The following is an 18,487-nucleotide window of genomic DNA, read 5'->3' as shown; positions in this document are numbered from 1 at the left end:
TCAAAACGTGAACTGGGCCGTTGTTGTGTTGATTAAGTTGCCGTTAAGATCATAGGTATATAACCGACGATACACATTGATTCCCTTATAATAGCTGAATTCGGTAACTTGATTAGCCGGGCTGTAAAAGTAATGGTATTTTTCTTGATTAATGAATGAAACCGGGTATAAGGACGCTGTTGTTGTTCCGTCGCCCAGTTGTCCTGAATCATTGTTCCCCCATCCCCAAGGCACGCCGTCGTTAGTTATAGCAACGACAAAATATTGTCCCGCGCTTATAGCACATACACCAGTCATTATGCCAGTGCCGTTGATCCCCACTACTTGAACAGGGCTCTTGTTCGCCACCTTCGTGTTGTTCCCAAGTTGGCCATTGTTATTAAACCCCCATGCATAGATCGTTCCGTCTGACTTTAAAGCCACAGAATGTTGGTAACCAGTGGAAATCGCAATTACACCAGACAATACGCCTGTTCCTCCAATTCCAAGTACTTGAACCGGAGCTTTACGGGTCGTCATCGTACCATCTCCCAGTTTCCCGTAATAATTGTTCCCCCAACTCCAAACCGTCCCATCGGACGCTAGCGCGAATGAACTTTGGTTGCCAGCTTCAATAGCAATAATATTGGATAAGACTCCCGTTCCTCCTGTCCCCTTCACTTGCACTGGCTTTGTAGACATTACTATTGAGTTGGTTCCTAATTGCCCGTAATCGTTGTTCCCCCAACTCCATACCGTGCCATCTGCAAGCAGCGTAAGAGAATGATCGTAGCCTGCGCTAATAGCAATCACATTGGTTAATCCACCTGTATTGGTAGAGTTAACGACTTGCACAGGAGTTTTACTCGTTACTAGAGTGGCATTCCCTAGCATCCCGACTACGTTGTTGCCCCAGCTCCACACCGTCCCATCGGCCTTCAACGCAAGACTGTGACTATATCCCGCGCTTACAGCGATAACATTATTTAATGCGCCAGTCCCTCCGCTTCCAACAACCTGAACAGGTAGAGGAGAATTGGTCGTGCTCCCATTCCCAAGAGCGCCATACGAAGAATTATATCCCCAACTCCACACGGTTCCGTCCGTCTTTACCGCTAGAGATCGATATAATCCCGTACTCACGGAATACACGTCGCTCAAGTAGCCCGTCCCATCCGAGTTTCTTACTCTAACAAGCTCGCTTTGGTTCGTTGTCGTTCCATCTCCCAGTTGCCCGTACGTATTAGAGCCAGTTGCCCATACGGAACCATCCAACTTCACGAGCAACGTATGATCATAGCCTGCATCCAACAGTTGCCTGGATTCCGTTGTGCCTGCGACCGTCGTGAACGTCAACGTGTACAAGGTGCTGCTCGTGGTGGCCGACAGCATCTGAACCTCGTTGCCGAGGCTGGCCATGAACATTGCCAGGTTGAGGGAAGTATAGGTCTCGTCAGTCGTGTCGATCTCCTCCGAATAGACCGCCTCTTCGGGAATCAGCAGTTCGTATACGGCGCCCGGCAACAGCGGCTCCACGGGTGTCAGTTGAAGCTGGTTGCCTTCGATTGTCTGTTCAAGCGCGACTTGCTCATCCCCGTACTGAAGAACCACGCGATCAAAGTCGTTCCCTTGTTGAATATCGTAGTTAAAGGTCACGGTCAGCGTAGGGGTCAGCGTCGAGACGGTTCCGTTCTGCTCGGGATAGCTGCTCTCAACCGTCAATTGCGGGGACCAAACCAACTCTACCGGATAGGCGTAATTCGAATCGGTGTCGTTGCCAAGCTGCCCGAATTCGTTAAGACCCCAGCTCCAGATGGAATGATCGTCACGCATGACTGCGACGTGGGAACCTCCAGCGCTGGTTCGGGTGACACCGGTGAGCTGACCCGCGCCTTGATCTCCGGTTACCTGTACGGGAATATCTCTGTCAAGAGAAGTTCCATCTCCCAATTGTCCGAAGGCGTTATCGCCCCAGGTCCAGACCGTGCCTTCTGCCGTCAGCGCCGTGCTGAACGTAGCGCCGCTTCCTACCGCGACGATACTCGAGAGAGGGTCTTCTTCATTCGCCGACTTCACCTGAACGGGATATAAGCGGTCCTCCTTCGAGCCGTCGCCCAGTTGGCCCTGGTCATTGGCCCCCCACGCCCATACCGTTCCATCCTCCAACAACGCGATGGAGTGCCCTGAACCTCCGTCTACGGCGATCGCGTTCGCCAGCATCTCCGCTTCGTTCCCGCTCACCGCCTGAACGGGCAAGCTGCGATTCACGGTCGAACCGTCGCCCAGTTGCCCATGGCTGTTGAGCCCCCAGCTCCACACCGTGCCGTCCGCCTTCAAGGCCAGGGAATGATACGCGCCAGCAGCAATGGCGACAATACCGGACAGCGCGCCATGGTCGGATGCATCCAACACTTGCACGGGAACTCCAGACGACGAGAATGTCGCATTCCCCAGTTGCCCATACTCGTTGGCGCCCCAACTCCAGACGGTGCCGTCGGAGGCGAGCGCCACTATATGCTCCATTCCGCCGCTAAGCGACGAGATCGCGGACAAGCCTCCGACTCCGTCCCCGATCACGACCTGCACTGGAACCGAACGGTCATTTGTCGTTCCATCCCCCAGTTGGCCCGAACGGTTGCCTCCCCAGGTCCAGACCGTGCCGTCCGCTCTCAGAACGGCTGAATAGTTGCCCCCGCCGCTCACGGAGATGACACCATCCAGCGGAGCCGCCCGTCCCTCGCCGTCAGCAGCCTGCAACACCTGTATCGGCAAGCGGCTGCTGGTTGTCGTGCCGTCTCCTAATTGCCCGGACCGGTTGACTCCCCATGCCCAGACCGTTCCGTCCGCATCGAGATACAACGTGTGATCGTCACCGGCGGACAACCGCTGCTTAAGCACCACCTCCATACTTCCTTCTGTGCGGAAGCCGAAGCGGTAAGCAGCTTCAAGGGCCGATCCTTCTTCGGACAATACGGCATCCGTCGGCAATATGACGGTATAGTAGGTCTGCTCTTCAAGTCCCTGGTCCGGAATGATGGTTAACCGTGTTCCGTTGATCGTAATGGAATAAGGAATCTCTTCTTCTTGCTTCTTCAGACGGATTCCCGAGATGGAGGGGCCTTCTTGAACCGTCGTGTTAAAATCAACAGTGATTGGTACGCCAAGTTCTACATCCTCTTCCCGATCGGACGGCGTTGTGCGGATTACCTGGAGAGCGGGGACATCCATTGCCGATTCGGAGACGGTCCCGGTCGTGAACGTAGACGCATAGGCGCCCTGAAGAGTTTGGCCGTTGCTTGCCGTAACGCTTCCGATGCCCAGACTCACCGTATACGACGTTGCAGCTTCAAGGTCATGGAGAGGTTGAAGAATAAGCAGATTGTCCTGAATCTCGACGAAGAATGGTACTGCAATCAGGCCCGCTGTCAAGTTAAGTCTGGATTCATAGATGGAATCGAGAGGGAGATTAAACGCCATCGTAATCGGGCGATCCAGAACCACTCCCTCTGCTTCCGGTGACGGTTCCATAGAAGCAACGGAGAGCGGCTCCGCCAGCGTGACAAACTCAATGACATAGCTGTTCTGTAGAATAATTCCATTCGCACTCTGGACGGAACCGGATGGAACATAAGCCTTGTAGGCAGTGCCGTACGATAGCGAAATTTCGGGAGAAAGGGTCAGTTGATGACCGTCAATGGAGGTTGCGACTGGAACTTGCGCAAGTTTGTTCTGGTCGTATAACGTGATGAGGGAGAAGTTGTTCCCTTGTTGAACTGTCTCGTCAAACGTCACGACGATTGGACGATCGATAGCGACATTCGACTCCTGGTCGGCCGGCGCGGTACTCAATACAAGCGGGCCGGATTCAGCAGCCGAGAAGGCATGCGATCCGGACAGTGCCGTCGACATAAGAAGCGCTAAACTTAACCACAGGGACAATACCTTGACAGGATAATACCGACCTAACGACATTTTATCGACTCCCTCTTATCCAATAAATTCAACCATAGCTAATGATAGGTTGTTTATTCTTGTTTATCGATAAGAGATTTTGACGAATAAAATCTATTGTTGTCGAATTTCTACTCCCTCTATGTCGATATCTGTAGTAAAACTGTAGCTTGATTCACCGATGGCGGCACGACGGCATAGCAAACCTCTCATGCGGGAATGCTGGCAGACAGCGCCCAATTCCGCATGGGGAAATCATTGGCTTGACCGTCCCGGCTGATTCTATTCCTTGCCCTCCTTCCTTGTGGACTCGGCGGAAATCCTAAAAAATGGAAAATACGACTTTTACCGGAACCCCTCTAGGCGCAGTTTGCCCTATCAGCAAGACCGATAACTGGACCTATAACAGCGAACAAGATACATGGACATGTATGGCCGGACAAACGCTTCACTTTCGGAGAGGGATTACGGAGAGAACGGAAAGCGGGGATGAAATCGAATACCGATATTACTGAAGCGACGGTTGTGAGGCCTGTCCGCTAGGCCGAAGTGGACCAAAGCCCAAGGGGATCGTGAGATCAAAGCGAGCATGAAGTATTGGCTGCTAAGGAACCAGGTCAGGGGAACGTTCCGCAGTGAAAAAGAAGATACTCCGGCCGTAAGGCGAATGATCGAATCGGAGCCTGTGTTTGGCGCTATGAAGAACAACCGAGGCTTTAAACGATTCTTGCTTCGAGGCTTACCCGAAGTAAGTCTGGAGGTCGGGTTGCTTTTGCTTGCCCACAGTCTGCTCAATAAAGCAGAGATGGACGCCACAAACCAAGGAGCTAAGCGAGAACAGGCTGCTTAGCTCCTTGGTTTATTCCGAATGCCATCCTATTTTGCTGCTGAAGGCGTTGTTCCAGAGTTAGCTTTTGGGACAGCCTCTTCTTCAGGCTTGCATCGTATCATGATGAGTTGCAGCCCGTTCCGTCCCACTCAGAGCAACCGACCCTCGCGATAGACTTGCCGAATGGTCAGTCCGTCGTCGCCGGCATCGAATACGACGAGATCCGCCCTTGCGCCGACGCGTATCCGGCCGGCGTCTTCCAGCCCCAAGAGCGATGCGGGCCGCGAAGAGGCCAGCTCCCACGCCTCGCCGACGGAGACGAGACGCCGCTTCAGCAAGCGGTCAATTGCCGCGGGCAGCAGTTGCGCCGAACCGGCGAGAAGCCGAGGCTGGTCCGCGAGGTGCAGCCTCCCTTCCTCGGTCAGCACGACGCGGCCGCCGATGTGGGTGTCGTAGGTTCCGGGCGGCATTCCCGCCAGATAGACCGCGTCGCTGACGAGAATCGCCTGCTGCCCCTTGCACCGGAGGAAGACCTTCAAGACGGAGTCGGGAAGATGGAAGCCGTCGGCAATGAAGGCGGCCGTCACTTCGTCCGCCGCAAGCTGCTCCCAGATGTAGTTCGGATGCCGGGGCAGCATCAGATGAGCCCCGTTGCCGAGATGCGTGCTCATCGTCGCCCCCGCTTCAATCGCCCCGCGAATCGCCTCCGGCGACGCTCCGGTATGCCCGATCGACACCCGAATGCCGTGCTCCCGGCAGCGGCGGATGAAGGCGGCCGAGCCCTCCCATTCGGGAGACAAAGTAAGGACACGAATTCTCCCGTTCGCCGCATGCTGCCAGCGCGACATCAAGTCCCAATCCGGCTCGCGGATGTATCGCTTGTCGTGAGCGCCGCGCGGGCCGTCCTCCGGCGACAGGAACGGCCCTTCCAGATGAATCCCGGGAATGCTTCGCGCCGTATCCGGGTCCGATTCGCAAGCCTCGGCGATAATGGACACCAGACGGGCGATATTCTCGTCGCTATTCGTAATGACCGTCGGCAGGAAGGTCGTTATCCCTTGCCTGCTGAGGCGGCGGGCGGCTTCCTCGACCTCGTCCGCCGTCAATGCGAGCGAGTTGAAGTCGATCCCGGCATAGCCGTTGATCTGGAGATCGACAAGCCCGGGACCGATCCAAGGCAGCCCGGCGAGCGCTTCCGTCTTGATCGGCTCCAGCTCCGCGACGCGCCCATCTCGCACACGAATGCGATGAGGAACGCCGCTGCAGACAAGCCGCCCTTCCAGCACAATCCCGCTACTCGATGACGCCATGCGACTGCTCCTCGCCAACGCCATACGAATCCTCGCCGTCACCATTAGTGTACTCGCCATTGCCATCGCCAACGCCATACGAATCCTCGTCAACATAGAGGATACAGCTCGGATGACGCCGCAGCGCCGTCGCCGGGCAATCCTCCGCGATCTCGCCGGTTAAGGTCCGGGCCACCGCGGCCCGCTTCCTCGGTCCCGGAACGATGCACAGCAGACTGGCTCCGCTCATCAGCGCCGGAATCGTCAGGCTCAGCGCATGGGTGGGCACCTCGTCCAGACTCGGGAAGCAGCCGTCGTTCACCTGCTGGCGGCGGCAAGCCTCGTCAAGCTCCACCCGCTTGATGAGCGCGGACTCGTCGAAGTCGGCCGGCGGATCATTAAAGGCCAGATGCCCGTTCTCGCCGATGCCAAGGCAGACGATATCGATCTCCGCTGCCGATAACAAGCCCGCATATCTCTCGCACTCCTCACGAACGGAGGATGCGGAGCCGTCGATCAGATGCACCTTGCCGGGGCGCACCTTCTCGAACAGATGTTTCGTCAGGAAGTGCCCGAAGCGCTCCGTCGAATGCTCGGGAAGACCCAAGTACTCATCCATGTGGAAAACCTCCACCCGCGACCAATCGATTCCTTCGCTGTCCGCGAGAACTTGCAGGAATTCATGCTGCGAAGGCGCCGCCGCGAACACCATGCGAATCGTCGGCTTGATCCGCAGCAGCTCCCGCATCCGATTCGCCGCATCCTCCCCCGCATTCTCGCCCATCTCCTGCCGGGTGCGGAACACCCGCACCTGAAGCCGGTCGACCGTCTGCTCCTTGATGACATCCCGGTTCATCGATCCGCCCCCTTTCTTGGTCGTCCTTTCTTGGCCGCCCCGTCCAACGTCACAGCGCAACCTCCTGACGGGTACGTTCCGACCGATACGTACCGAGAATGATCTCGAGCGCATGGCGGCCCGCCTCTCCGTCGATCAGCGGTTCCCGGTCTTCCAGAACGGCAAGCGCCATATCCCGAATCAACAAGCGGTGCCCGTCCGGTATGACCTCGAAAGCCTCGAATTCGGGGAGCTGCACGTCCTCGCCCATGATCTCCAGCTTGCGAATGGCGTCGCCCTCCAGCACAACCGTTCCCCGATCCCCTTGGATGACAATCTGATGATCCGGCTGCTTGTACGCCGTCGTCGTCGCTTCAAGGATGCCAAGCGCTCCGCTGCGGAACTGCAGTGCGGCGACGGCGGTGTCCTCAACCTCGATGCTCCGAAGCACATTGCGCGCGTAGCCGGACAGCGACTGAACGGGGCCGGCAAGCCACTGCAGCAAGTCCACCGTATGGATTCCTTGGTTCATCATCGCCCCGCCGCCGTCCATCTCCCAGGTTCCTCGCCAACCGGCGCTGTCGTAATACGCCTGGCCGCGATAGAACTTCACATGCCCCGAGCACAAGCTGAGCTTGCCGAGCCTGCCCTCCTCCAAGAGAGCCTTCACGTATCGGGAAGTGGGAGACATTCTGCGGGGAAAAACAGTCGACAGCTTAACCCCGCTTCGGCGGCAAGCATCGATCATTCGGTCGACATCGTCCAGTTGCAGGGCAATCGGCTTCTCGCAGATCACATGCTTGCCCGCCTGGGCTGCCAGAATCGTCTGTTCCGGATGCAGCCCGCTCGGCGTGCACAGGCAGACGACATCGATGTCACTGTACCGCAGCAAGTCCTCGTAATTCGTATAAACGGTTCCGCCATACCTATCCGACTTCTGCCGGGCGCGTTCCTCGTTCAGGTCGCATACCGCTGCAAGCACCGCTTCGTCGATGCTCGCAATGCCCGCCAGGTGGGCTTCCGATATCGCTCCGCAGCCGACGACCGCGAAGTTGATTTTTCTACTGTTCATTGTTGCCGCCTCCCGGCTCCGCACGCACGATGCGAACTTGCTCATCGGCCATGACGCAGGCCAGCGACGCGGCCACGATATCGGAATGACCGATAATCGACGGCCGTCCATCGATGCGGCGCAGGAAGTCCTCGCTGATCGACCATTCCGGCGCCAGCGCCGCGATTCTTGCCGTCTCCTTCTCGAACGAAGCGCTCACAACGATCGGCTCCAGCCCGACCAGAGGGTCGCCCGACAGCCGCAGCTCGGCGAAGCCCTCCGTTCCCGTCGCGAAGATCCGGCCGTCTCCCCACGTCCAGCTCCTGCCCGGAGTATGCCAATCCGCATATAGCTGCGCGCCCACCCCCTTCGTCATTCGAACCTGCAGGCTCACCTCGTCGTAGAACTCCGGATGCTCGGGCAGAATGTGCTTGCCCATATATCCGTTCGTCTCCGCGATCTCCGCACCGGTCAGCCAGCGCAGCAGATCGAAGTCGTGAACGAGCAGATCGACGAGAATGCCCCCGCTCTGTTCCCGCGAGAAAAACCATGACGGCCGGTTCGCGGCCCCAAGCCGATGCGGCTTGCGCATGCCGATCGTGACCAATCGGCCAAGCTCTCCTCTCTCGATAAGCTTCTTCAACGTATGAATCGCCGGGTGGAACCGCTCGGTAAGCAGCATCCCGACTTGCACGTTCCCTCTGCGAACGACAGCCTGAAGCCGCTCCAAGCCGCTTCGATTCGTCACGGCGGGCTTGTCGACCATAATGTGTTTGCCATGGGATTCGCATAGCTCGATGACATCGATTTTCTCGTTGTTGATGGAAGAGCTCCCGATGATCTCGACATCCGGCTCCAATAACCGGGCACTATCGTCGAGAACGGGAATTCGATATTTGCCGGCGATGGAAGCGGCCAGCTTCTCGTTGCCAGGCTCATAGAGCCCGACGCATTCGTGGCCTATGGCGAGCATCTCTTCGATAAATATCGCAATATGGCCGTGCTCGCATCCCAGAATGCCGAACTTCCTGTTCATTTCCGTGCTCCCTTCCCTATCCAATCCATCCGGTCCATCAAGACGCGGCTAGACAAAATTCAACCCTTTGGTGTAAGGCAGCGGGATCGGAAGCCCTCGGCAACCTCTCGCAGTTTCCCGCGAATCCTCCTGTAGTGGGCTCGAGTCCCCTGCCCCGAACAGCCAGCCTGCGAGCTCTTCTCTGCGAAGCGTCAACGGCGGCTCTCCGTCTCCGAAGACGATCGACACCTTGCCGGCGTCGGCCTCCGCCAGCTTCGGAATGTCCTCCTCCCGATAACCGGCAGCTGCCCAATAAGGAGCGAGCTGTCGGAACAGCCGAAGCTCGTCGACGATGAGGAGCGTTCCCTGGTTGCAGCCGCTCTCCTCGAGAACCGGTCGCAGGAGCTCCGCAAGCTCGCACTCGTGCCGGCCGATCGTTATCTCGAGCGACTCAAGCCCCAGACCGCCGCCCATGCGATCGAGCAGAGAGACGACGGCCGCCGGTTCGCCCGCCCAATCGACGACCAAGCCCGCGCGTTCTCCGGCCTCTGACGTTTTGCTCGCCTTGTCCGCCTCTTCCGTCTTATCCCTTGGTTCCGTCTCGCCCCGCGCTTCCGTCTTATCCCTCGATTCCGTCTCGCCCTTCGCTTCCGTCTCGCCCCGCGCTTCCTCTTCCCGCGCCTCCTTCACAGCCGCGACGCAATAAGCGACGGGCACGCCGTCCCGCTCCGCCAGCCAGATGCGGTGACGAAGCTGCCGGATGGAAGCGACCGCTTCGGCGCGAAGCAGCTCCGCCAGATCCCAGAGGCTTCGCTCGAAGCCGACCGGCTGCGCGGAAGCGACCTCGTGCAAGCGGAACCAATCGGTCTCGTCGGCCGGACGGCAGCGCAGCGACGAATTCGCCTCCGCGCCGGATGGCGGCGCGTTCTCCGGCTCTGACCCGGATGCCGTTCCCGATTCCGTCTCCGGAGCGCGAACCGGCGATTGCCCCGGAACAAGCCTGTAGCGAGCAACACGCCCGAAGCGGCTGCAGCCCGCCTCCATATACAAGGAGCGATCCCCCGAGACGAGCAGCAGGGAAGCTCCCGACCGCCCGGCGTGCTCCTTCGCGAATTGAAGAATCCTCCCTGCGTGGCCTTGGCCGCGGAAGTCGGGATGCGTGCACACCGCTCCGTATGAATATACGTTCACCGTGGCCGCCCCGATCCGGATACGGGAAGGAACCATCCCCGCGAACGAGACGAGCCGCCCTTCGACGAAGCAGCCGATCGATTGCCGCAGGCTCTTGGAGAACACCTTGGGCAGGGAGCGGCCCATCGACACCTTGTCTCCTTGCCGGAAGATCGAATCCGCCAGGCGGACCGCATCCTCCATCTCCTCCGCCTTCAGCAGCCGCAGAACCGCCCCGTCGCTACTCATCGAGCAAGCTCCCGCGATACTGGGCAGCCGTATCCCCAAGCTGACTGACGATCAAGCGGGCATGCGGATCGAAGGCCGTATAATCCTTCGTGCGGCTGAACAGCTTCAGCGGCAAGCCTTCGAGCTGCAAGCTGTGCTTCGCGTTGATCGGGTACATCTGCAGTTCGATAAGCGAAGCCGTCCCGAGAAAAGCCTGCAGCCGTTCCGCCCGTTCGCCCTGCACCTGCCAGTTGCGGGTCAGCCACACGTAGAGGTCGGGGTGGAAGTTCGCCATCACTCCGCTGAAGCCGGCTGCTCCGAGCCGCAGCGAATCGAGCAGCGTCGCCGAATTGGCATTGAACAGCTGCAGCGGTGTGCCCTTGAGCGCCCGAAGCCGCTCCTCCAGAATGCCGACATTGCAGCAGGTATCCTTGATGAACAGGAATCGCCCCGTGGAGGCGCACCACTCCAGCAGAGAGGTCGAGAGCAGCCGCTTGTACGGATACGGACACTCGTACAACCCGAATTGTTGGTCCGGGAAGGCGGCCAGAATTCGCTCCGCGTTGCTCCTCCATACCTCGTCGCTCTCTTCCGCCTTCGCCAATCGATTGGTCAGCAGGACGAAGACGTCGATCCCGGTCGCCGAGATCGCTTCGATCTCCGCGATCTGATCCTCCAGCCGTTCGGAGACGTGTCCCGAGGCGATGACCGGCAGCTCTCCGTTCGCTTGGCTCACGACGAAGCTCGCCAGCAGCACTCTCTCTTCCAGCGAGAGGAAGAACATCTCGCTCGATTGGCACACGGCGAACAGACCGTCAACCTTGGCCGCCTTATACCATTCGATCAGCGCCGCAAGCGCTCCGTAATCAATCTCCAGATTGTCGCGGAAGGGCGTGATCATCGTGGGCCATACGCCTTGAGGCACGACAGCCTTCATCTCTTCCCCGCCCCCTCTCACGGCTTCCATAACGTCGCTCCGATATAACACGAGCCGCCCATCTCGTCGTTGTAATAGTAGACGACAACCAACGTGCCGTCCGGGCGCAGCACGGTTCGGGTGTAGCCGATGTCATGGCTTCCCGCGTCCTCGCGCAGAATAATCTCGTCTCCCCACGTAAGGCCGTTATCTCCGCTCAGCTTCGCGCGGATGCCGTACTTGGGGTTGCGGTACCCGTAGGTGATGCAGAGCCTTCCGTCCGGCAACCGCGTCAGGGTCGGAGGATTGCCTCCGTTGCCGGTATCCGGGACGGGGCAGCTTACGAATTGCCATGTCCTGCCGTCATCCGACGACCCGTACAGGTCGATCCAATTGACAAGCCGGCCCTCCTTCTTCTCCTCCCGTCCGCGAATGGCGGCAAGCAAGCCGCCGTCCGGAAGACGTACGCTGGCCGGCATGATCAAGAAGCCGTTCGGCGCCTCCGGCCCGATCCAGGAGACGAATTCGAAGCTCTTGCCTCCATCCGTCGTGCGAGCGTTGAACACCCGGCTGCCCGTCTCCGTTCCCAAGGCCGTCGGAGCGGTCAGGAACAGCATGCATTCGGACGGGCCATACACCTGATAATCCGTTCTTGCCGCGATCCCCGTCAGCCCCATCGCAGGGAGAATATAAGGGCCTTGCCAGGAATGGCAGCGATCCGTCGACGTATAGAACCAAGACTTGGATTCGCCGGTGATGTCCCCTCGGGCGAATAGCAGCGCGAAGTTCGGATCGTCGAAGCGCACCTCTCCCGGATAGGGAACGGGCGCGTTCTCCTCTTCCGCAGCATCGGAATCGCCGTCGCGATGCTCTCCGGTCGACAAGCCGCGGTTGCCGGGCGTGCGCAGCGGCATCGCTTCCGACTGCCAGGTCAATCCTCCGTCCAGGCTGCGAGCCTGCATCGTCGTGAAGGGACGGGAACGGTCCCGCGCATGGAAGCCGCCTTCCGTCAGATGGTAACCGGAAGTAAACCCGACCACGATCTCGTCGCCCCAGGACCAGATTCCGTAATTCGCCGGCCAGGCCGCATAGCGGCCCGGCTCCCTGTATATCGTTACATGCTTCAAGTCCATTCCTCCCGTGTCCGTTCCTCAGCCGAGAACCGCACACCCGCGGGATCGCCGCGAATGCGCGGCCGCTTATTCGTCGTATTCTTCGCTCTTCGTTACTTCATTCGTCTTCACAACGTTCTTCGTTACTTCATTCGTCTGCACAACGTTCTTCGCTGCTTCATTCGTCTTCACAACGTTCTTCGCTGCTTCATTCGCTGCACAATCGTTCTTCGCTGCTTTATTCGTCCGAACAGCTCTCTCCGCTGCCTCTACTTCATGCGAGCCCATGCGTCGTTATAGATCTTCTCGATGTCCGCCGCTCCGCTGCTTGCAAGCTCCTGCGCGAATTGATCCAGCTCGCTCAGCGGCCGGTTGCCCATAATGAACTTATCCACGTTCTGGGTCACGAGCGTGCCGACCTTGGAATTAAGCTGCTTCAACTGATCGCGCTCTTCTTCCGTGAACGGAGGGTCCAGCGGCTTCTCGACGACGATGCCCGCTTCCTTCTGACTCTTGACGGCGTCCGACCACACCTTGAGCTGCTCGGGGGAGCTGGCGAACATCGGCGTATCGTCCGTCATGACGGCGAACGAGAGCAGTCCCGTGCCCAGGAAGGATTGCATCGCGCGATACGGGTCCTGCTTATCCTTGAACTGATCAAGCAGGCTCTGGGCAATCGTGATGGTGCCGTTGTCTTCGGTGTAGTGCTCGCCGCTCACGCCGAAGTTGGTGCTCTTCAAGCCTTCGTCGCTGTACATCCAATCGAACATCTTGATGATCTCTTCCGGATTCTGAACCTTGCTGCTGATCACGTAGGAATTGAAGCTCGACGGATTGTCCATGTAGTTGCGCTTGTTCCCGTTCGCATCCGCCAGGACGGGAAGCATGTCGAACTTCGCGTCCGGATCGGTCTCCTGCAGCGCCGCGTTGAAGTTGGTCGCGAACGTATAGTTGTCGTAGAAGAACAGCGACTTGCCCGAGCTGAGATTCTGCTGCCACTGTTGAACCGTCAGAGCCGCGAAGTTCGGATCGAGCAGCTTCTCCTTGTACAGCTTGTTCAGGAAGGTGACCGCTTCCTTGAAGCCGTCGCTCGAGACGCCGTAGACGAACTTGTCTTCCTTCGGCTCGTAGTAGATCGGGAAGCCGCCGCCGAAAGCGTAGGCGAGGAACTTCAGGTTGTACTCGGAGCCGTTGCGGAACGACCACGGATACGAATCCGGGTACGCCTGCTTAAACGCCTTGAGCACCTCGTACAGCTCATCGAAGGTTGTCGGCGCGGCCAGATTCAGCTCTTCCAGAACATCCGTGCGGATCATCGGGAAGTTGCCGACGTTGGCGGCGTTCTCCTTGTTCGCCATGATGGGGAAGCCGTACAGGTCCCCGTCCACCTTCAGCTTGTTCACTTCGGGGTCGGACTCCATCCGCTTCTTCAGGTTCGGCGCGTACTCGTCAAGGTAAGGAGTCAGATTCAGGAATACGCCCGTATTGGCGTACGTAATGATATCCGCCTTCTTGACGAACAGGACGTCCGGAAGATTGTTGGTCGCAATCAAGGTGTTCTTCTTCGCGTCGTAGTCGCTCTCCGGCACGGCTTGCGTAGTGATCTTCGTATTCGTGTTCTTCATGATCTCCTGCAGCGCCGGCGAATCCGCCAGCCATGGCTGAATGACGGTATCGCTTCTCATGACCGTGACTTCCCTTGCCGGCGCGGCCGCCGACGAGGATGCCGAGCTTGTCGCAGCGTTCGAGGCCGGAGCCGAAGAGGAGCTGTTGTTCCCGGTATTGTTCGCGGTGTTGTTGCCGGAGCAAGCCGACAATAGCGCAGCAGCCGACAGTGTCAGAGCCATCGTGCTCGCCGCTATTTTCTTCCATGATGCGTTCTTGGTTCCGTTCATTCGTAATCCCCCATTGGATTGAATTCTATTATCTACCCTTTAAGCGAGCCGACCATCGATCCCTTGACGAAGTACTTCTGCAAGAATGGATATAAGAGAAGAATAGGAAGAATCGCGATAAGGACGACGGCGTACTTGATATTCTGATCGACGACCAGCGTCCCCATGACCCCGCTTGCTTCCGTCGATTGCGATGCGACATCTCCTTGAATGACGATATTGCGAAGAATGATCTGAATCGGGTACAGATGACTGTCGTTCAGATAGATCAGGGCAGGGAAGTAGCTGTTCCAGTGGCTGACCGCGTAGAACAACGTCATCGTTGCCATGACCGGAGCCGAGAGCGGAAGCACCACTCGCCAGAACACCGTCAGATCGTTGGCCCCGTCCATATGGGCCGATTCGTGAAGCGCCTCCGGCAACGCTTGGAAAAACGTCCGCATCATCACCATATAGAAGACGTTGATCGCCGTCGGTACGACGATCGCCCAGATCGTATCCAGCATGCCCAGTCCGTTGACGACCAGATAACGGGGAATGATGCCTCCGTCGAAGAACATGGTGAACACGATAAACAGCGAGAAGAGATTGCGACCGTAGAACTCCCGTCTCGATAACGGATAAGCGCACAGAGAGGTCATGAACAGATTGATCGCGACTCCCAGGGAGGTGTAAATGAGCGTATTTCTGTATGCGCTTACAATGGGGGCGTCCGAGAAAATAACCTCGTAAGCTTTCCAAGTTATGCGGACGGGATAGAAGTGGATCTCGCCTCTCGCCACGGAAGATCCGTTGCTGATCGACACGATCGCCATGTAGTAAATCGGGTACAGCATAATAAAGATCAGGACCAGCATGATCAGGGCATTGACCAGATCGAATGCCGAATACTTGCGCTTGCCAAGCTTCATATGGATGCTCTCCTATCCTACCACAGAGTCGCTCCTCCCAGCCGCTTCGTCAGACGGTTGGCTCCAACTACCAGAACGAAGGCGACGACCGACTGGAACAAGCCGACTGCCGACGCGAAGCTTAAATCGCTCCCGAGCAACCCTCTCCTGTACACGAACGTCTGAATGACATCCGCCGTCTCGTATGTCGATCCGTTGTACAACAGCAGTATTTTCTCATAGCCGACCGTCATGAAGTTCCCGATGTTCAGCAGCAGCATAATCGTGATAACCGGAAGAATGCAAGGAATCGCGATATGCAGCACTTGCTTTAACCGATTCGCCCCGTCCATCCGCGCCGCCTCGTACAATTGAGGATCGACTCCCGTAAGCGCAGCCAGGTAAATAATCGTTCCCCAGCCGATCTGCTGCCAGATATCGGAGACGATGTAGATCGTTCGGAACCAGGAAGCATCGCTCAGGAATTGAACCTGCTCTCCGCCCATGGATTCGATGAATCGGTTGAGCATGCCGTCGTAAGCCAGGTAGTTGACGATCATCCCCGAGATGACGACCGTAGACAGGAAGTGCGGCAAGTAGGCGACGGACTGCACAAGCCGCTTGAATCTCTTGCTTCTCAGCTCGTTAAGCAGCAAGGCCAGCACAATCGGCGCGGGGAACGCGAAGACGATCCCGTACACATTGAGCATAAGCGTGTTGCGGACCAGCTTCCAGAAGTAAGGATCGTAGAGGAACTCCTTGAAGTGCTCGAACCCTACAAACGGACTGTGGACGAACCCGATCACCACATTGTAATTCTGGAACGCGATGATATTGCCGAACATCGGTACGTAGTGGAAGATTGCGAAGTACAGGAACGGCAGCGCAAACATCATGTACAAATACTTGTTGCGAGCTAACTTTCTTAAGATCACCGTGTCACCCCCTCACTCTGCCCTTATCGTGTGTGTCCATCTTCCACGCTCTCATCATAAGGGGGGGCCGGGGCGGTCGCCTACGCTCAATCAAGGCGATTCGACTCTTAAATTTCCGCTTTGCGCCTGCAGTCTCATTTATCCTTCACGGTCTCAATTGTCGTCTCCGTTCTTACTGCGGCCCGCTTGCAGCATGGACCGGTATTCCTGCGGGGTGATGCCTTCGTACTTCTTGAATAGTCGGAAAAAAGTGGCGCGGCTGACGATGCCGACCCGCTCCGCAATCTCGTCGTTCTTCCATACGGTGGCGGCCAAGAGTTTCTTCGCTTCCTCGATTCTCTTCATGGCGATGTAATCCGTCAGATTGGTTCCGGTAATTTCCTTGAATGCCTTCGAGACGTACTTGGCGGACATCTTCATCTCCTCCGCGATCCTCTCCAGGTACAGGTCGCTGCGGAAGTTGTCGTCGATATACGCGATCATCCGGGACACGAGCTGCCCCGTCTTGTTGTCCTCCGGAGTCGCCGTGCGCTCCATGATCCCGCCGTAGAAACGAAGAAGAAGAGCCAGTTGCTCTTCGATCTCCATGCGGTAATGGCGTTTGCCGCTGAGGACGAGATGCTCCTCCTCCTGAAGCAGGCGGGCCGGCGCCACGCCCTTCTCCGCCGCATATTGAATGCCGATGTTGTACAGCTCGATCAGCAGCAAGTTCATGTAGGTGTTCGAGGTGTCCTTCTCCAGGTTCCTCCGGACGATCGCCCGGACGATTCCTTCCAGCAAGACCGGGTCTCCGGCCCTTAAGCCGTTGACGACCTTGCTCTCGTCCCCGAAGCTGAAGTGGAAGCCTTCCTCGACGGGAAGGTCTGCGGAATGGACGATCTGGAAGTCCGTCTTGGGGTTCGCCTTCGCCAGCGCAATCCGGGCTTCGCCGAACGACTTGGCCAGGCTGCCCGAGGTCGGATACGTTCGGCCCACCCCGACCGTAAGCCTGCAATATCGCGTATCGTACTGGAACGTCTGAAGCAGCGACTTGAGGCCGCCTTCGAGGGCATCCCGGTCATCGCGGCTTCTCAAGTTGACGATCGCGACGAACAGTTGATTCGGCAGCTCCAGAATATGAGTGGATTCCTGCGGACCGATGACGCCGGCAATGATCTTCTTAAGCTTCTCCAGAATGACGACCCGTTCGATGTCCTGAATCTCCTCGAACGTCGGCTTGAAGTGGAACTTGATGCAGACGACCTGGTATTCGCCTCCCGTGAAGCCGATCTCTTGCATGAATCTGTCCTGCTTGTCCAGGCTCTCTCCATTAAGAAGATGCAGCCACGTATGGTCCAGCAGTTCGCTCGAGAATTGCTCGCGTTCATGATAGGCGCCGAGCAGATTGCGGATCGGGTTGTAGAGCCTTGTGCTGAAGAAGAAGGACAGGCCGATTCCGATCAGCAGCATCAGCGCGGATGACCATAGCGTTACCGACAGAATGCCGGTCGCCTGCTCCTTGTAGAACCTCGCGGGCGTCAAGGAATAGTAGCTCCAGCCGAAATCCGACGTCGTCATCGTCGAGACGTAGTCCACGCCGCCCAGGCGGATGGATGCGGAGCTCGCGCCGTTGTCGAAGGCGCTCTTCAGCGATTGAACGTCACGGTCCTCTCCAAGCCGCGAATTGGCGACGATAATGTTATCCTTGTTGTCCATCACGAAGAACGAGGTCGAATCCGCTATGGCGCCTCCGACCAGCGTATCCACAATCTTCGAAGCCGAGATCGTGGCCACCATGACCACCTGATTCCCTCGAATGTATTCGGAGATGACAATCGGGATAACCGTTCCGCTCTTCGACGTATAATGCTTCGTCACGACGGTCGGCTCCAGCACCTGGAACGACTGATCGCTCTGCAGCAGCCCTTCCCAGAAGGAGTCGTCGTAGCGGGCGAACGAATTGAAGTCGACGAAAAAGGAATGGAAGTTCTCCATCCCTTCGCTCTTGTAGATCCACTCGTTATCCGCGAAGACGAACAAGTCGTCGATGTACGGACTCAGAATATTCCGGCTGGACGAGATTACCTTCACGATGCTCGTCGCTTGCTCCCGTTCGGCATCGCCCTGGAGAGCGTACGGAGCCATCGATTGTTGAACCGTCTCGTTGATGAAGAAGTTCATCGCCGTCTGCTCCGTCGTTCGCAGGTAGATGTCGATGACGCGGGAGGAGGAAGCCAGGCTTGACGATAACTTCTCGATGGCCCGCTCCCGATAGGTGGAGATATTGGAGAAGTACACGATAGCGCCTACGGCGCACATCGGAATCAACAACAACAAGAAATAGCTCAAGATGCGAAAATACAATTTATTCGTCTGGACAGGGAGCTTCCACATTCTCGAGTTGGCCATATCC

13 protein-coding genes are annotated in these 18,487 nt (G+C 57.6%); 1 reads left to right on the top strand and 12 read right to left on the bottom strand.

Annotation, left to right across the window (positions count from 1 at the left end):
• On the bottom strand, positions 1 to 3,951 hold the full coding sequence (locus E6C55_RS29410; RefSeq protein WP_136373407.1) for an RCC1 domain-containing protein: 3,951 nt from the start codon (positions 3,949 to 3,951) through the stop codon (positions 1 to 3).
• Positions 3,952 to 4,519: 568 nt separating this feature from the next.
• On the opposite strand from E6C55_RS29410, the gene E6C55_RS35500 reads away from it, so the two are divergent.
• Complete coding sequence (locus tag E6C55_RS35500; RefSeq protein ID WP_407923774.1) at positions 4,520 to 4,780, top strand: transposase; 261 nt, start codon at positions 4,520 to 4,522, stop codon at positions 4,778 to 4,780.
• A 128-nt stretch (positions 4,781 to 4,908) separates the two neighbouring features.
• Here the strand turns inward: E6C55_RS35500 and E6C55_RS29400 are convergent, their stop codons facing one another.
• The 11 genes from E6C55_RS29400 to E6C55_RS29350 form a co-directional block, all read right to left on the bottom strand.
• A complete protein-coding gene (locus tag E6C55_RS29400) occupies positions 4,909 to 6,069 on the bottom strand; it encodes an N-acetylglucosamine-6-phosphate deacetylase (protein ID WP_136373406.1) in 1,161 nt (386 codons plus the stop codon).
• Positions 6,053 to 6,904, bottom strand: coding sequence for a glucosamine-6-phosphate deaminase (locus tag E6C55_RS29395; protein ID WP_136373405.1), 852 nt, complete (start codon positions 6,902 to 6,904; stop codon positions 6,053 to 6,055). The genes E6C55_RS29400 and E6C55_RS29395 overlap by 17 nt, the downstream gene beginning before the upstream one ends.
• Positions 6,905 to 6,953: 49 nt before the next feature.
• The gene (locus E6C55_RS29390; RefSeq protein WP_136373404.1) at positions 6,954 to 7,955 is read right to left on the bottom strand and encodes a Gfo/Idh/MocA family protein; all 1,002 of its coding nucleotides are present in this window, start codon (positions 7,953 to 7,955) and stop codon (positions 6,954 to 6,956) included.
• Positions 7,945 to 8,970 (bottom strand): Gfo/Idh/MocA family protein, encoded by a 1,026-nt coding sequence (locus E6C55_RS29385; RefSeq protein ID WP_136373403.1) that lies wholly within the window; start codon positions 8,968 to 8,970, stop codon positions 7,945 to 7,947. Before E6C55_RS29385 ends, E6C55_RS29390 begins: the two co-directional genes overlap by 11 nt.
• A gap of 48 nt (positions 8,971 to 9,018) precedes the next feature.
• Positions 9,019 to 10,368, bottom strand: a complete 1,350-nt coding sequence (locus E6C55_RS29380; protein WP_136373402.1) for a GNAT family N-acetyltransferase — start codon at positions 10,366 to 10,368, stop codon at positions 9,019 to 9,021.
• Positions 10,361 to 11,314: a dihydrodipicolinate synthase family protein gene (locus tag E6C55_RS29375; RefSeq protein ID WP_168735938.1), complete on the bottom strand. Its 954-nt coding sequence runs from the start codon at positions 11,312 to 11,314 to the stop codon at positions 10,361 to 10,363. Before E6C55_RS29375 ends, E6C55_RS29380 begins: the two co-directional genes overlap by 8 nt.
• Entirely contained in the window at positions 11,302 to 12,390 is a 1,089-nt protein-coding gene (locus E6C55_RS29370) for a sialidase family protein (protein WP_168735937.1), read from the bottom strand. Before E6C55_RS29370 ends, E6C55_RS29375 begins: the two co-directional genes overlap by 13 nt.
• Before the next feature lie 254 nt (positions 12,391 to 12,644).
• Positions 12,645 to 14,270: an extracellular solute-binding protein gene (locus E6C55_RS29365; protein ID WP_136373400.1), complete on the bottom strand. Its 1,626-nt coding sequence runs from the start codon at positions 14,268 to 14,270 to the stop codon at positions 12,645 to 12,647.
• A 32-nt stretch (positions 14,271 to 14,302) separates the two neighbouring features.
• On the bottom strand, positions 14,303 to 15,181 hold the full coding sequence (locus E6C55_RS29360; protein ID WP_136373399.1) for a carbohydrate ABC transporter permease: 879 nt from the start codon (positions 15,179 to 15,181) through the stop codon (positions 14,303 to 14,305).
• Between the two features lie 17 nt (positions 15,182 to 15,198).
• The gene (locus E6C55_RS29355) at positions 15,199 to 16,095 is read right to left on the bottom strand and encodes an ABC transporter permease (RefSeq protein ID WP_230986912.1); all 897 of its coding nucleotides are present in this window, start codon (positions 16,093 to 16,095) and stop codon (positions 15,199 to 15,201) included.
• A 153-nt stretch (positions 16,096 to 16,248) separates the two neighbouring features.
• Positions 16,249 to 18,483: a helix-turn-helix domain-containing protein gene (locus tag E6C55_RS29350; RefSeq protein ID WP_136373398.1), complete on the bottom strand. Its 2,235-nt coding sequence runs from the start codon at positions 18,481 to 18,483 to the stop codon at positions 16,249 to 16,251.
• Between the last annotated feature and the right edge of the window lie 4 nt (positions 18,484 to 18,487).

It is taken from the genome of Cohnella fermenti (genome assembly GCF_004801405.1).
Classification (GTDB): domain Bacteria; phylum Bacillota; class Bacilli; order Paenibacillales; family Paenibacillaceae; genus Cohnella; species Cohnella fermenti.
Note: the sequence above shows the minus strand (reverse complement) of the source record. Positions and strands in the feature narration are given on the sequence as shown.

Bases quoted from the DNA above. Each gene is read 5' to 3' on its own strand.
- E6C55_RS29410 (WP_136373407.1), bottom strand. From the start codon at position 3,951: ATGTCGTTAGGTCGGTATTATCCTGTCAAGGTATTGTCCCTGTGGTTA.
- E6C55_RS35500 (WP_407923774.1), top strand. From the start codon at position 4,520: ATGAAGTATTGGCTGCTAAGGAACCAGGTCAGGGGAACGTTCCGCAGT.
- E6C55_RS29400 (WP_136373406.1), bottom strand. From the start codon at position 6,069: ATGGCGTCATCGAGTAGCGGGATTGTGCTGGAAGGGCGGCTTGTCTGC.
- E6C55_RS29395 (WP_136373405.1), bottom strand. From the start codon at position 6,904: ATGAACCGGGATGTCATCAAGGAGCAGACGGTCGACCGGCTTCAGGTG.
- E6C55_RS29390 (WP_136373404.1), bottom strand. From the start codon at position 7,955: ATGAACAGTAGAAAAATCAACTTCGCGGTCGTCGGCTGCGGAGCGATA.
- E6C55_RS29385 (WP_136373403.1), bottom strand. From the start codon at position 8,970: ATGAACAGGAAGTTCGGCATTCTGGGATGCGAGCACGGCCATATTGCG.
- E6C55_RS29380 (WP_136373402.1), bottom strand. From the start codon at position 10,368: ATGAGTAGCGACGGGGCGGTTCTGCGGCTGCTGAAGGCGGAGGAGATG.
- E6C55_RS29375 (WP_168735938.1), bottom strand. From the start codon at position 11,314: ATGGAAGCCGTGAGAGGGGGCGGGGAAGAGATGAAGGCTGTCGTGCCT.
- E6C55_RS29365 (WP_136373400.1), bottom strand. From the start codon at position 14,270: ATGAACGGAACCAAGAACGCATCATGGAAGAAAATAGCGGCGAGCACG.
- E6C55_RS29360 (WP_136373399.1), bottom strand. From the start codon at position 15,181: ATGAAGCTTGGCAAGCGCAAGTATTCGGCATTCGATCTGGTCAATGCC.
- E6C55_RS29350 (WP_136373398.1), bottom strand. From the start codon at position 18,483: ATGGCCAACTCGAGAATGTGGAAGCTCCCTGTCCAGACGAATAAATTG.